At 72.6% G+C, this 14,100-nt stretch carries 14 protein-coding genes; 10 read left to right on the top strand and 4 right to left on the bottom strand.

Annotated elements, in window-relative coordinates; genetic code table 11:
* The first annotated feature begins 20 nt into the window (after positions 1 to 20).
* The 4 genes from pth (at position 21) to cysN (ending at position 3,852) form a co-directional block, all read left to right on the top strand.
* Positions 21 to 611 (top strand): aminoacyl-tRNA hydrolase, encoded by a 591-nt coding sequence (gene pth, locus SLP03_RS03705; protein ID WP_319459070.1) that lies wholly within the window; start codon positions 21 to 23, stop codon positions 609 to 611.
* 106 nt (positions 612 to 717) lie between these two features.
* On the top strand, positions 718 to 1,551 hold the full coding sequence (locus tag SLP03_RS03700) for an inositol monophosphatase family protein (RefSeq protein WP_319459069.1): 834 nt from the start codon (positions 718 to 720) through the stop codon (positions 1,549 to 1,551).
* Positions 1,552 to 1,630: 79 nt separating this feature from the next.
* Positions 1,631 to 2,542, top strand: coding sequence for a sulfate adenylyltransferase subunit CysD (gene cysD / locus SLP03_RS03695; RefSeq protein ID WP_319459068.1), 912 nt, complete (start codon positions 1,631 to 1,633; stop codon positions 2,540 to 2,542).
* The gene (gene cysN, locus SLP03_RS03690) at positions 2,542 to 3,852 is read left to right on the top strand and encodes a sulfate adenylyltransferase subunit CysN (RefSeq protein WP_319459067.1); all 1,311 of its coding nucleotides are present in this window, start codon (positions 2,542 to 2,544) and stop codon (positions 3,850 to 3,852) included. The genes cysD and cysN overlap by 1 nt, the downstream gene beginning before the upstream one ends.
* Positions 3,853 to 3,978: 126 nt before the next feature.
* Here the strand turns inward: cysN and galK are convergent, their stop codons facing one another.
* Positions 3,979 to 5,157, bottom strand: a complete 1,179-nt coding sequence (galK, locus tag SLP03_RS03685) for a galactokinase (RefSeq protein WP_319459066.1) — start codon at positions 5,155 to 5,157, stop codon at positions 3,979 to 3,981.
* Positions 5,154 to 6,083 carry a UDP-glucose 4-epimerase GalE gene (gene galE, locus SLP03_RS03680; protein WP_413644316.1) on the bottom strand — a complete coding sequence of 310 codons (930 nt, stop codon included), beginning with the start codon at positions 6,081 to 6,083 and terminating at the stop codon, positions 5,154 to 5,156. The genes galK and galE overlap by 4 nt, the downstream gene beginning before the upstream one ends.
* A 226-nt stretch (positions 6,084 to 6,309) precedes the next feature.
* Between galE and SLP03_RS03675 the strand changes: the two genes are divergently transcribed.
* From SLP03_RS03675 to SLP03_RS03650, 6 genes are all read left to right on the top strand, one after another.
* Complete coding sequence (locus SLP03_RS03675) at positions 6,310 to 7,335, top strand: hemolysin family protein (RefSeq protein WP_319459064.1); 1,026 nt, start codon at positions 6,310 to 6,312, stop codon at positions 7,333 to 7,335.
* A 33-nt stretch (positions 7,336 to 7,368) separates the two neighbouring features.
* Positions 7,369 to 8,394, top strand: coding sequence for a tryptophan--tRNA ligase (trpS, locus tag SLP03_RS03670; RefSeq protein ID WP_319459063.1), 1,026 nt, complete (start codon positions 7,369 to 7,371; stop codon positions 8,392 to 8,394).
* Between the two features lie 23 nt (positions 8,395 to 8,417).
* Positions 8,418 to 9,002 carry a 2'-5' RNA ligase family protein gene (locus tag SLP03_RS03665; protein ID WP_319459062.1) on the top strand — a complete coding sequence of 195 codons (585 nt, stop codon included), beginning with the start codon at positions 8,418 to 8,420 and terminating at the stop codon, positions 9,000 to 9,002.
* A 57-nt stretch (positions 9,003 to 9,059) separates the two neighbouring features.
* Positions 9,060 to 10,004: a YihY/virulence factor BrkB family protein gene (locus SLP03_RS03660; protein ID WP_319459061.1), complete on the top strand. Its 945-nt coding sequence runs from the start codon at positions 9,060 to 9,062 to the stop codon at positions 10,002 to 10,004.
* A 1-nt stretch (position 10,005) separates the two neighbouring features.
* Positions 10,006 to 10,374: a GntR family transcriptional regulator gene (locus SLP03_RS03655; RefSeq protein WP_319459060.1), complete on the top strand. Its 369-nt coding sequence runs from the start codon at positions 10,006 to 10,008 to the stop codon at positions 10,372 to 10,374.
* Between the two features lie 166 nt (positions 10,375 to 10,540).
* Positions 10,541 to 10,984, top strand: a complete 444-nt coding sequence (locus tag SLP03_RS03650; protein WP_319459059.1) for a hypothetical protein — start codon at positions 10,541 to 10,543, stop codon at positions 10,982 to 10,984.
* 147 nt (positions 10,985 to 11,131) lie between these two features.
* On the opposite strand, the gene SLP03_RS03645 is transcribed toward SLP03_RS03650, so the two are convergent.
* Positions 11,132 to 12,769, bottom strand: a complete 1,638-nt coding sequence (locus SLP03_RS03645; protein ID WP_319459058.1) for a glycoside hydrolase family 13 protein — start codon at positions 12,767 to 12,769, stop codon at positions 11,132 to 11,134.
* A gap of 232 nt (positions 12,770 to 13,001) precedes the next feature.
* Complete coding sequence (locus SLP03_RS03640) at positions 13,002 to 14,090, bottom strand: LacI family DNA-binding transcriptional regulator (RefSeq protein WP_319459057.1); 1,089 nt, start codon at positions 14,088 to 14,090, stop codon at positions 13,002 to 13,004.
* Between the last annotated feature and the right edge of the window lie 10 nt (positions 14,091 to 14,100).

Below are 14,100 nucleotides of genomic sequence, written 5' to 3'. Positions count from 1 at the left end.
CGGCGCGGGAGGGGCGTGGCGTGACGGACGAGGCAGGGCCGTGGCTGGTGGTCGGCCTGGGCAACCCCGGTCGGGAGTACGCGGGTAACCGGCACAACGTCGGCTTCATGGTGGCCGAGCTGCTCGCCGGCCGGGTGGGCGGGAAGTTCGGCCGGCACAAGCGCGCGGTGGCGGAGGTCGCCGAGGGGCGGCTCGGCTTCGGCGGGCCGAAGCTGGTGCTGGTGAAGCCGCTGACGTACATGAACCTTTCCGGTGGCCCGGTGGCCGCGCTGGCGCAGTTTTACAAGATCCCGCCGGGCCGGGTGATCGCGGTGCACGACGAGCTGGACATCCCGTACGGCCAGCTGCGGGTGAAGTGCGGCGGCGGCGAGGGTGGGCACAACGGCCTGCGGTCGATGTCGAGGTCGCTCGGCACCAAGGAGTACGTCCGGGTCCGGTTCGGCGTCGGCCGGCCGGCGGGGCGGCAGGACCCGGCCGACTACGTGCTGTCGGACTTCTCCACGGTCGAGCGTAAGGAGCTGGAGTTCCTGGTCGACCGGGCGGCGGACGTGGTGGAGTCGGTGATCACCCGTGGGGTGGAGCCGACGCAGAACCTCTACCACGGCGGCTGACCCGGGCGGGGCGTGCGTGGACCGGCCGGTTCGGGCCGGTAGTCTGCCCCTTCTGACGTGGCGGGAGCCGACGACGCGGGTCGTGGCGGGGCGACGGGAGCGGTACATGGGCAGTCCTCCGATGATCGACGGCGCGTTCGCCCGGTGGTTGGCGGCGCGGGCCGGGCAGGCGCTGGTCAACCTGCGCGCGGAGATGGGTTTCGCGGACGCGGGGGCGTTGAGGTCGGCCGGGGACAAGGTCTCGCACGACCTGATCCGTACCGAGCTGGCGAAGTGGCGCCCGGCCGACGCGGTGCTCTCCGAGGAGGACGAGGGTTCCCGGCTGGCCTGGGCGGCCGAGGTGAGCAGCGACGCGGTGTCCCGGCTGAACGCCGACCGGGTCTGGATCATCGACCCGTTGGACGGCACCCGGGAGTTCGCCGAGGAGGGGCGCTCGGACTGGGCGGTGCACGTGGCGCTCTGGGCGCGCCAGGCGCCGACCCCGCACGGCCTGGTCGCTGGCGCGGTGGGCCTGCCGGCGCAGCACCGGGTGCTGGGCACGGACTACCCGCCGGCGTACCCGCCGATGACGTTGGAGGCGGCGACGTCGGGCGGCGGCCGAACCATCCGGTTGGCGGCCAGTCGTAGCCGTCCGCCGGTTTTCCTGACCGATCTGGCGGAGGAGGTCGACGCTCATCTGGTCCCGATGGGCTCGGCGGGCGCGAAGATCGCCGCTGTGGTCACCGGTGAGGTCGACGCGTACATCCACGCCGGCGGCCAGTACGAGTGGGATTCGGCCGCTCCGGTCGCTGTGGCGACGGCCACCGGACTGCATGCTTCCCGGATCGACGGTTCTGAGCTGAAATACAACGAGGCCGACCCACGTCTGCCCGACCTGCTGGTCTGCCGCAAGGATCTCGCCAGTCGGTTGCTTGCAGCGTTGCAGCGGCATTCCGGGTAACCTGTCGTTCTTCCTCACGTGTCCGACCGGAAAGGTCTGGAATCCCCATGAGCGGATCCGAGCGAATCGAGGCCGTGTCATGACCGCCCCCGCCGCGTATCAGGTCTCGCACCTTGAGGCGCTCGAGGCCGAGAGCATCTTCGTGATGCGCGAGGTGGTCGCGGAGATGGAGCGCCCGGTGCTGCTCTTCTCCGGTGGCAAGGACTCGATCGTGATGCTCCGGTTGGCCCAGAAGGCGTTCGCCCCGGCCAACATCCCCTTCCCGGTGATGCACGTCGACACCGGGCACAACTTCCCCGAGGTCCTGGAGTACCGCGACAAGCGGGTCGCCGAGCTGGGCCTGCAACTGATCGTGGCCAGCGTGCCGGAGGCCCTGGCCAAGGGGATGGTCCGCGAGGCGGCCGACGGGACGCGCAACCGCATCCAGACCCCGGTGTTGCTCGAGGCTGTGGAGAAGCACCGCTTCGACGCGCTCTTCGGCGGCGCCCGCCGGGACGAGGAGAAGGCCCGGGCCAAGGAGCGGGTGTTCAGCTTCCGCGACGAGTTCGGCCAGTGGGACCCGAAGAACCAGCGTCCCGAGCTGTGGTCGCTGTACAACGGCCGGCACCACCCGGGCGAGTCGATCCGGGTCTTCCCGCTCTCCAACTGGACCGAGCTGGACGTCTGGCACTACATTGCCCGCGAGCAGATTCCGCTGCCGTCGATCTACTACGCGCACGAGCGCGAGGTGATCGAACGGGACGGCATGCTGTACGCGGTCAACGAGTTCCTCCGCCCCCGGGCGGGCGAGGAGCGGTTCAAGGCGCAGGTGCGCTACCGCACGGTGGGTGACGCCTCCTGCACCGCGGCCGTCCGCTCGGACGCCGACACGGTGGAGCGGGTAATCGAGGAGGTGGCCGCCACCCGGATCACCGAGCGTGGCGCGACCCGCGGCGACGACCGGGTCAGCGAGGCCGCCATGGAGGACCGCAAGCGGGAGGGCTACTTCTGATGAGCGTCGACACCGCGGCTTCGGCCGCCGACACCGGGCTGCCCGAGGGGCGGCCGATGGACCTGCTGCGGTTCGCCACCGCGGGCAGCGTGGACGACGGCAAGTCGACCCTGATCGGGCGGCTGCTGTACGACACGAAGTCGCTCTTCACCGACCAGCTCGCCGCGGTCGAGGCGGTCAGCGCGGCCCGGGGCGACGAGTACACCAACCTGGCGCTGCTCACCGACGGCCTGCGGGCCGAGCGGGAGCAGGGCATCACCATCGACGTGGCGTACCGCTACTTCGCCACCCCCCGGCGCAAGTTCATCATCGCCGACACCCCGGGGCACATCCAGTACACCCGGAACATGGTCACCGGCGCCTCCACCGCCGACCTGGCGCTGATCCTGGTGGACGCCCGCAAGGGCCTGGTGGAGCAGTCCCGCCGACACGCGTTCCTCTGCTCGCTGCTGCGGGTGCCGCACCTGGTCCTCTGCGTCAACAAGATGGACCTGGTCGACTGGTCGCAGGAGGTGTTCGAGCGGATCTCCGACGAGTTCACCGCGTTCGCCGCGAAGCTCGACGCTCCCGACCTGACCGTGGTGCCCATCTCCGCGCTGCGCGGCGACAACATCGTCAGCCGTTCGGAGAACATGCCCTGGTACGACGGACCGTCGCTGCTGCACCATCTGGAGCGGGTGCACATCGCCAGCGACCGCAACCTGGTCGACGTGCGGTTCCCGGTGCAGTACGTGATCCGGCCGCAGTCCACCACCGTCACCGACTACCGCGGCTACGCCGGTCAGGTGGCCTCGGGCGTGCTGAAGGCGGGCGACGAGGTGATGGTGCTGCCGTCCGGCTTCACCAGCCGGATCGCCTCGGTGGAGACGGCCGACGGCCCGGTGGACGAGGCGTTCCCGCCGATGTCGGTGACCGTCCGACTGACCGACGAGATCGACATCTCCCGCGGTGACCTGATCTGCCGGCCCAACAATGCCCCGACTGTGGCGCAGGACATCGAGGCGATGGTCTGCTGGATGGACGAGACGCGCCCGCTCCAGGTCGGCGGCAAGTACGCGATCAAGCACACCACCCGTTCGGCGCGGGCGATCGTCCGGGGACTGCACTACCGGCTGGACATCAACTCCCTGCACCGGGACGAGTCGGCCACCGAGCTGAAGCTGAACGAGATCGGCAGGGTCCGGCTGCGCACCACGGTGCCGCTGCTGGCCGACGAGTACCGCCGTAACCGCACCACCGGCGGCTTCGTCATCATCGACGAGACCACCAACCGCACGGTCGGCGCGGGCATGATCGTCGAGGCCGACTGACCCGTCGTCCGCCACCCTGCGACCCGGAAGGCCCCCGTCACCTGCTGACGGGGGTCTTCCGGGTGTCACGGGGCGGGCGCATCAGCGTGCGCTGCGGCCGGGAGCGAGGTGGGAAGGCCCGCCGGTTCAGTCGAGGCGGGTGACGCCCGCGGCCGGGAGGACGGTCACGGTCCCCGGGGCGGCGAAGCCCCGCTCGGCGTACGCCTCGACGACGGCCCGCGCCGTGGCGTCGGCGGCGGACGCCTTGACCAGGGCGAGGACGCAGCCGCCGAAGCCGCCGCCGGTCATCCGGGCCCCGTACGCCCCGGCGGCCAGCGCCGCGTCGACCGCGGTGTCGATCTCCGGCACGGTGATCTCGAAGTCGTCCCGCATCGAGACGTGCGAGGCGGTCAGCAGCGGTCCGATGTCGCGGATCCGGCCGGCGCGCAGCAGCGCCATGGTGTCCAGCACCCGCTGGTTCTCGGTGACCACGTGCCGCACCCGGCGGCGAGTCTCGTCGTCGTCGAGCCGGGCCAGCGCGGCGTCCAGGTCGTCGGGGGAGACGTCGCGCAGCGCGAGCACGCCGAGTTCCTGGGCGGCCCGCTCGCAGGACTTCCGGCGGGAGGCGTACTCGCCGTCGGCGTGCCGGTGCGGGGCGCGGCTGTCGATCACCAGCATGGCCAGTCCGGCGGCGTCCAGGTCGAACGGGATCTGTTCGACGGACTCGGTGCGGCAGTCCAGGAAGAGCGCGCGCCCCGCCTGGCACCGGATCACCGCGGACTGGTCCATGATTCCGGTCGGCGCGCCGACGTAGTCGTTCTCGGCGCGCTGGGCGAGCCGGGGTCGCCGATCGGCGGGCAGGTCCAGCCTGCCGAGGTCGACCAGGGCGGCGAGCGCCGCGGCCTCGATGGCCGCCGAGGAGGAGAGCCCGGAACCGACCGGCACGTCGGAGGCGATGGCCAGCCGGGCGCCGGGCACGCGGTGGCCGGCGGCCCGCAGCGCCCAGACCACCCCGGCGACGTACGCGGCCCAGCCGGTGACCCGGCCGGGCTCGTCGGCCTCGGCGGGGCCGAACTCGACCGGGGAGTCGGAGAGTTCCGACCAGACCGACCAGCGCTCGTCGTCGCGCGGCGCGGCGGCGACCACGGTACGCAGCGGCAGCGCGAACGGGAGCACGAAACCGTCGTTGTAGTCGGTGTGCTCGCCGATCAGGTTGGCCCGCCCTGGGGCCGCCCAGCGGCCCGCCGGCTCGGCGCCGTACCGCTGCCGGAAGCCGGCGGTGGCGCGCTCCGCGACGGCACCGACCGGCGTGCCTGGCTCGGTCAACGCTGCTCCAGGACGTGCGCGCGGTAGAAGGCCCAGGCATCGCCGACCATGTCGTGCAGGGTGGGCTTCGCCGGCACCCAGCCCAGTTCCTCGCGGGCCAGCGCGGAGGAGGCGACCAGTTCGGCGGGGTCGCCCTCGCGGCGCGGCGCCACCTCGACCGGCAGCGGGTGCACGGTGACCTCGCGGACCACCTCGACCACCTGCCGGTTGGTGAAGCCGTTGCCGTTGCCCAGGTTGTAGATCTGGTGCCGGCCGGGCGTCGCGGCGGCCAGCGCCAGCAGGTGGGCGCGGGCCAGGTCCTCGACGTGGATGTAGTCGCGCACGCAGGTGCCGTCGACGGTGGGGTAGTCGTCGCCGAAGAGCTGGAGCTTCTCCCGCCGGCCGGCGGCGACGTCCAGCGCGATCGGGATCAGGTGGGTCTCCGGGTCGTGCCGCTCGCCGATGGCGTGGCCGCCGTGCAGGTACGCCCCGGCGACGTTGAAGTAGCGCAGCGAGACGGCGGCCAGGTCGTGCGCGATCGCCTCGGAGGTGAGCGCCATGTCGACGGCCAGCTTGGTGGCCCCGTACGTGTTGGTGGGGGCCTTGACCGCGGTCTCTGGGATGGGCAGCTCGGTGGGGTTGCCGTAGACGGCGGCGGTGGAGGAGAAGACCAGCCGGGGCACCCGGGCGGCCCGGACCGCGTCGATCAGGGCGAGCGAGCCGATGGTGTTGGTGTGCCAGTACAGCTCCGGCTTGACCATCGATTCGCCGGCGGCGATCAGCGCCGCGAAGTGCAGCACGCCCTCGAAGCCGGCGTCCGGGGTGAGCACCCGGGCGGCCTCGTGGATCGGCAGGTCGATGTGGGTCGCCTCGGGGGCGAGGGCCTCCCGGTGCCCGGTCCGAAGATCGTCCAGGACCGTCACGTCGTGGCCGTTGTCGAGCAGCATCCGGGTCACCACGCTGCCGATGTAGCCGGCGCCGCCGGTGACGAGCAGTTTCACGTCGGTTCCTCCTGCCTGGCCGCTCCCGCCGCGGCCGTCCGTGATCACCCTACGGCCGTCGGCCGGGCCCGCGCTCTCCGCGTTCCACCGTCATTCCACCACGATCCGCCAGGATTGAACAGATTCGAACATTGGCCGGGGTGCCGAGCCAGCGCTGTCTACCATCCTTGTCATGCGGGAAGCAGGCGGTCCCGGGCCCCGGCGACGACCGCCGGGGCGGCCCCGACGCGAACCGGGCCCGCTCGCCCGGACCGTCGCCCGGCTCGTGGTCCGCGCCGCCGACGGCGCCACCCGTCTCGTCACCGACCTGCTGGGGGCCAGCCCCACCGCCGGCCGGGAACGGATCAGCGAGGCCGAGCTGCGCGACCTGGTCGCCGCCAACACGCTGCTCGACCCCGACGAACGCCGGATCATCGACGAGGTGCTGGTCGCCGGGGCGAGCCTGGTCCGCGAGGTGATGATGCCCCGCACCGAGGTCGTGTTCCTCTCCGCCCGGCTCACCATCGCCGAGGCGGAGCGGCTGGTCCGGGCCGAGACGCACACCAGGTACCCGGTCGTCGACGGCACCCACGACGACGTGGTCGGCTTCGTCCACCTGCGGGACGTGCTGCTCCGCCCCGACCGCGACCCGTGCACCACCGTCGGCGAGCTGACCCGCGAGGTCAAGCAACTGCCCGGCAGCAAGCGGGTGCTCGCCGCGCTCACCGAGATGCGCCGGGAGGGCCACCACCTCGCCGTCGTCGTCGACGAGTACGGCGGCACCGCCGGCATCGTCACCTGCGAAGACCTGATCGAGGAGCTGGTCGGGGAGATCCACGACGAGTACGACGCCCCGCCCGACCCGGCCCACGCCGGCCTGCCCGCCGTCGTCGACGGTCGGCTCAACCTCGCCGACTTCGCCGAACGCACCGGCGTGCCGCTGCCCGGAGGGCCCTACGAGACGGTCGGCGGCTTCGTGATGGCCGCCCTGGGCCGACTCCCGGTCGCCGGGGACGAGGTGCCGGTGGCCCTGGAGCCGGACGGCGCCGGCGCACCCGACCCGGACGACCCACCCGGCGGCTGGCTGCTGCGGGTGCTCGCCCTCGACGGGCGGCGGGTGTCCCGGCTCGTGGTCTCCGCGGCGCGTCTGCCGGAGCAGCGGCGCGAGGTGACCGCCCCGGCGGTGCCGGTGGAGAGCCGACCCGCCGGCCCGTCATGACGTACGCCATGCGTTGCTGACAGAATTGCCGGCATGTCCGACGTACCCGCCCGCCCGCGCGTCTTCTCCGGCATCCAGCCGACGGCCGACTCGTTCCACCTCGGCAACTACCTGGGCGCGGTACGGCACTGGGTGGCCCTGCAGGACACCCACGACGCGTTCTACTGCGTGGTCGACCTGCATGCCATCACCGCGGGACACGACCCGAAGGTGCTCAAGCAGCGGTCCCGGGTCGCCGCGGCCCAGCTCTTCGCGGTCGGGCTCGACCCGGAACGCAGCACCCTGTTCGTCCAGTCGCAGGTGCCCGAGCACCCGCAGCTGGCCTGGGTGCTCGGCTGCATCACCGGCTTCGGCGAGGCCGGCCGGATGACCCAGTTCAAGGACAAGTCGCAGAAGCAGGGCAGCGAGCGGGCCAGCGTGGGCCTCTTCACGTACCCGATCCTGCAGGCCGCGGACATCCTGCTCTACCAGGCCAACGCCGTGCCCGTCGGCGAGGACCAGCGCCAGCACCTGGAGCTCTCCCGCGACCTCGCCCAGCGGTTCAACTCGCTGTTCGGGCCGACCTTCACGGTGCCCGCGCCGCACATCGTCAAGGACACCGCGAAGATCACCGACCTGCAGGACCCGACGGCCAAGATGTCGAAGTCGTCCTCCTCGCCGGCTGGCATCATCGACCTGCTGGAAGATCCGGCCCGCTCAGCCAAGAAGATCCGCTCGGCGGTCACCGACACCGGCCGCGAGATCGTCTTCGACACCGCGACGAAGCCCGGCATCTCCAACCTGCTCACGATCTACTCGGCGCTCTCCGGGCGGGGCATCGACGACCTGGTGGCCGCGTACGCGGGCAAGGGGTACGGCGACCTGAAGAAGGACCTCGCCGAGGTGGTGCGGGACTTCGTCACCCCGATCCAGGAGCGCACCCGCGCCTACCTGGACGACCCGGCCCAGCTGGACAAGCTGCTCGCCCACGGCGCGGAGAAGGCCCGCGCGGTCGCCGCGGCGACGCTGCGGACGGCGTACGAGCGGGTCGGGTTCTTCCCGCCGGTCCGCTTCGAATAGCGGCCCGGGCGCGACAGGAACGGGTGGGGACACAGTCGGTGGCCGGAGGGGTGGCGCGGAGCGTGGATCGCAGGGACGGGGCGCCGGACGCCGGCGACACCATCCAGATCGGGATCGCGGTGGACATCCCCGAACCCTGGGGCGGGACGCTGACCCGCCGCCGGATCGAGGCCGGCGACCCGCAGGCCGTCCCGGCCCACGTGACGCTGCTCGGGCCGACCGAGATCCCGGTGACGGCGCTGCCGGCCGTCGAGAAGCACCTCGCCGAGGTGGCCACCGCCCACCTGCCGTTCACCCTGCACCTGCGGGGCACCGGCACGTTCCGGCCGGTGACCCAGGTGGTCTTCGTGGCGGTGGCGGCCGGGATCAGCGAGTGCGAGCTGCTCGCCGCGGCGATCCGCTCGGCGCCTGAGCTGCACCGCGACGCCCGCTTTCCGTACCACCCGCACGTCACCGTGGCGCAGGACGTCGCCCCGGAAGCCCTGGACAAGGCTTACGAGGACCTGGCCGACTTCTCCGCGCTGTTCGAGGTGGTGGCCTTCACCCTCTTCTCGCACAGCGGAGAGACCCGGTGGCAGCCCCGCCGGGACTTCCGGCTCGGCGGCTGAGCTGACCACACGGCTCGGCTGCCCTCGGGCCGCCGACGGATCGGCGAGGATGACGTGGTGAACGTGATCGGCCGGATCGAGGCCAGTCTGGGCCGCCGGGTGGACGCGGTGCGGCAGCGCTCGGCGGCCTTCGACCACCTGTGGCGGGCCGGGACGCTCTACGGCGACGTGCTGGGTGGCCGGCTCGCGGCGGCGATCGCCTACTACGGCTTCTTCGCGGTCTTCGCGCTCGCCCTGGTCGCGTACTGGGTCTTCGGCGCGATCCTGCAGGACAACGACGAGGTCAGCAAGGCGGCGGGGGACTTCCTCAAGGAGAATCTGCCCTTCCTCGACGCGCAGCAGATCGCGCAGAGCAGCAACACCGTCGGGGTGATCGGCCTGGTCATCCTGGTCTTCACCGGGATCGGCTGGGTGGAGGCGATCCGCTCGTCGCAGCGGCTGATGTACGGCTTCAACCAGCAGCCCGGCAACCTGCTGGTCCGCCGCCTGGTCGACCTGGGCGTGCTGGTGGCGGTCTTCGTGCTGCTCGGCCTGTCGGTGGCCGCCGTGGACACGCTCGAGTCGCTGCTGCGCTTCCTGCTGCGCAGCACCGGGTCGGTCGGGCTGACCACGGTCAGCGCCGTGCTCAGCGTCCTGATCAACGCGGTGCTGGCCACCGCGCTGCTGGCGGCGGTGCCCCGGCTGCGGATGAGCCGCCGCCGGCTGCGGCCGGTCGTGCTGGCCGTCGCCGTCGGCATCACCCTGCTGAACACCGTCGGGCGCTACTACGTGGTACGGACCGAGCGGAACCCGGCGTACACGGTGGTGGCGACCGCGGTCGGGCTGCTGCTCTACCTCTACCTGCTCAACCAGATGCTGCTGTTCGGCGCCGCCCTGGCCGCCACCAGCCGGTACGGCCGGGTGGTCGACCTGGCCGAGGGTGGCCCGGCCGCGGAGGTGGACGTGGAGGCGGACGAGATCGACGCGGACACCGACCCGGGTACGCCCGGAGGGGCGGGCTGACATGCGGATCCGGATCGACCAGACCTCGGCCGTGCCGCCGTACGAGCAGGTGCGCGGGCAGCTCGCCAGGATGATCGGGGACGGCCGGCTGCCGGTCGGCACCCGGCTGCCCGCCGTCCGGCAGCTCGCCACCGACCTCGGCCTGGCGGTGAACACGGTGGCCCGGGCGTACCGGGAGCTGGAGACTGCCGGTCTGGTGGAGACCCGGGGCCGGCACGGCACGGTGGTGGCCCCGGGGCGCGACGACGCGACCGACCGGCTGCACCGCGCGGCGGCCGGGTACGCCGCCGAGGCGCTGCGGCTCGGCGTGCCGCCGGACCGGGCGCTCGCCCTGGTCCGCGCCGCCCTCGACGCCACCCAGGGGGCCTGACCCCCACGCCGCCGCCCCCGCGCGGGGCGGGGCGCGGGCGAGGGGCGCGGCGGCGTGTGGGGTGAAGGAGGGGATGGTGAGGGGTTGTCATGAGGGTGGCAGGCGGAGAAACGCATTTGGGGTGAATGACCCACGCGTCCACGCCGCGAACGACCATGATGAGCGCGTGGGCGCTCTCGTGACACTGGACCTGCCGGACGACTCGCCGATGCTCGGCCTGCCGTGGATCATCACCTTCGGCCCCCTCGGCGACGTCGACGAGTGGGAGCCGGTGGTCTGCGGGCCGTACGAGCGAACGCACGCGCTCGCCCTGGCCGAGGCGGTGGTCGCCGAGGAGCAGCTGATGGCGGTGGTCGAGCCACTGCTGCCCGCGCTGTCGGCGGAGGAGATCCGGGGTGAGATCGCCGCCGCGCAGATCGCCGCCGAGGACGAGGTCGCCCAGATCGACCAGGCCGACCTCTATGGCGACTGCGAGGACACCATCGACGAGGAGCTGGAGCTGGCCGCCGAGCAGGAGCCGGCGGCGGAGCCGCTCACCGCGCCGAGCGAGGCCGAGCTGCGGGCCGGGTTCGCCCGGATCGCCAAGCTGCTGACCAGCAAGGGGTCCTGAGTCGTCCCGGATGGACACCGGCGCCTCGGGAAGCGGACTCCCCGAGGCGCCAGCGCCACCTCACCCCCCACCACAAGGGGTCGGTAGCCCAGCCGCCCGTCGGCGCGGGGCGCAACGGACGACCAGGTCAATGGCGGGTTACCCGGCTCAGCGCCGTTCGAACCACGCAGCTGCGTCAACCGGCAGGACGTGTCCGGCGCCCTGCTCGGTGAGGTCGGCGCTGGCGACGATCGGGCGGCCGTGCCCGTCGATCGTGACCTCGGCGCCGCTGATGTTGACCACGCAGGTCAGCACGGTGTCCCCGGCGGTCCGGCGGAACGCCAGCACGCCGGGTTCGGTCTCCAGCCAGGTGACGCCGCCGGTGGTGCCGGCCAGCGCCGGGTGCTCGTGCCGGATCCGCAGCGCCGCGCGGTAGAGCTCCAGCGTGGAGCCGGGCATGCCGGCCTGGGCGGCCACCGAGAGGGCACGCCAGGTCGCCGGGGCCGGCAGCCAGCTCAGCTCGCCGCCCTCCGGGCCGAAGCCGTACGGGGCCAGCTCGCCGCTCCACGGGATCGGCACCCGGCAGCCGTCCCGGCTCTCGCCGGTACGCAGGAACGCCGGGTCCTGACGCAGCTCGTCGGGGAGGTCCAGTACCTCCGGCAGGCCCAGCTCCTCGCCCTGGTAGACGTAGGCGCAGCCGGGCAGGGCCAGCATCAGCAGGGCGGCGGCCCGGGCGCGGCGCAGGCCGACCTCGCCGTCGCCGTACCGGGTGACGTGCCGCTGCCGGTCGTGGTTGGAGAGCACCCAGGTGGTCGGGGCGCCGACGATGGTCGACTCGGCCAGCGCGGTGTCGATCACCTTGCGGAACGAGTCGGCCGACCAGATGGCGTCGAGGAAGTCGAAGCTGAACGCCTGGTGCAGCTCGTCCGGGCCGATGTAGCGGGCCAGGCGCTGCGGGGTTTCCGCCCAGGCCTCGGCCACCGCCATCCGCCCGCCCGGGTAGCTGTCCAGGATCGGCCGCCAGGCGCGGTAGATGTCGTGCACCTCGTCCTGGTCGAAGTAGGGGAGCCGGCCCTTGCCGAGCAGCTCGGACTGGCGCTGGCCGGTGGTCATCGAGTTGAAGCCGACGTCCGGCAGTCCCTCGGCCTTGATCATGCCGTGGGCCACGTCGATCCGGAACCCGTCCACACCCCGGTCGAGCCAGAAGCGCAGCACGTCCTCGAACTCGGCGCGCACCTCGGGGTGGCGCCAGTTCAGGTCGGGCTGGGCCGGGTCGAACAGGTGCAGGTACCACTGGCCGTCCGCCACCCGGGTCCAGGCCGGGCCGCCGAAGATGCTCTCCCAGTCGTTCGGGGGCAGCTCGCCCTGCTCGCCCCTGCCGTCGGCGAAGAGGTAGCGCTCGCGCTCGGCCGAGCCGGGGTCGGCAGCCAGGGCCGCGGTGAACCACGGGTGCGCGCTGGACGTGTGGTTCGGTACCAGGTCCACGATGATGCGCAGGCCCAAGGCGTGCGCGTCGGTGATCATCGCGTCGAAGTCGGTGAGCGAGCCGAAGAGCGGGTCCACGTCCCGGTGGTCGGCCACGTCGTAGCCGGCGTCGATCTGCGGCGAGGTGTAGAAGGGGGTCAGCCAGAGCGCGTCCACGCCGAGGTCGCGCAGGTACGGCAGGCGTTCCCGGATGCCCCGGAGGTCGCCGACGCCGTCACCGTTGGCGTCGGCAAAGCTGCGGACGTAGACCTGGTAGACGACCGCGGATCGCCACCAGTCGTCGTCGGAGGTCAGCGGCGTGGGGTGGGTGGCGGCGGTCATCGGTGACGATCCCCGTTCTGTGGCGCGGGACGGCGGCACGCCGCGCGGGTGTGGGTGATGGGCACGGGTGCCTGAGCAGAATGCCGTCCCAGCGCTGCAAGAGTCAAGCATTCCTTGCGCAAGAAATGACGCCCATCACGCCGGGACAGGGTCAGATCACGCCGACGGCCGTCCCACCAAGCGGACGCGACCACCGCCCAGGCAGTCGGCGAGCCGGGTGTCCGGCAGGTGGTCAGGCCGGGACGGCCAGGGCGGGCGGCGTCGGGCGCGGCCGCATGGGGCCGTCGGGGGTGGACGTGGCGCCGGCCTGGCGCGCCACCGCGGTGGAGCCGCGGACCACCAGCTCCGGACGGAACAGGTACTCCGAGTCCGGCGCGGCGTGCCCGTTGATCTCCTCGACCAGCGCCCGGACGGCGGCGACCGCCATCGCGGCCACCGGCTGCCGCATGGTGGTCAGCGGCGGGTCGGTGAAGGCCATCAGCGGGGAGTCGTCGTAGCCGACCACGGAGACGTCGCCGGGGACGGTCAGCCCGCGCTGCCGGGCGGCCCGGATCGCGCCGAGCGCCATCAGGTCGGAGCCGCACACGATGCCGGTGACGCCGCGCTCGATCAGCCGGCCGGCGGCCGCCTCGCCGCCCTCGACGCCGAAGAGGGAGAGCTCGGCCAGCTCGTCCAGCTCGCTCTCGGGCACGCCGGCCAGCCGGGGGATCGCCGCCCGGAAGCCGGCCACCCGGCGCTGCACCGGCACGAACCGGTCCGGGCCGGTGATCAGGCCGATCCGCCGGTGGCCGAGCGCCACCAAATGGGCGACGGCCAGCTCGGTGGCCTCCCGGTCGTCACAGGAGACGAAGGGGGCGGCGATCCCGGGCGCGTACCCGTTGATCATGACCACGGGCAGCGGTCGGGCGATCAGCGCGCGGTACCGGTCGTGGTTGGCCGCGGTGTCGGCGTGCAGGCCGGAGACGAAGACGATCCCGGAGACCTGCCGGTCCAGCAGCATCTCCACGTACTCGTCCTCGGTGACGCCGCCCGGCGTCTGGGTGCAGAGCACCGGGGTGAACCCGCTCTGGGCCAGGGTCGACTCGATGACCTGGGCGAACGCGGGGAAGATCGGGTTCTCCAGCTCCGGTACGACCAGGCCGACCAGCCCGGCGCTGCGCTTGCGCAGCCGGGCGGGGCGCTCGTAGCCGAGCACATCGAGGGCGGTCAGGACGGCCTGCCGGGTCTCGGGGGCCACACCGGGGCGGTCGTTGAGCACCCGCGACACCGTGGCCTCGCTGACTTCGGCCTGTTGGGCGATGTCGGACAGTCGAGCGCGCATGGCGGCACTT

This window comes from Micromonospora sp. RTP1Z1, from assembly GCF_033804685.1.
Taxonomy (GTDB): domain Bacteria; phylum Actinomycetota; class Actinomycetes; order Mycobacteriales; family Micromonosporaceae; genus Micromonospora.
Note: the sequence above shows the minus strand (reverse complement) of the source record. Positions and strands in the feature narration are given on the sequence as shown.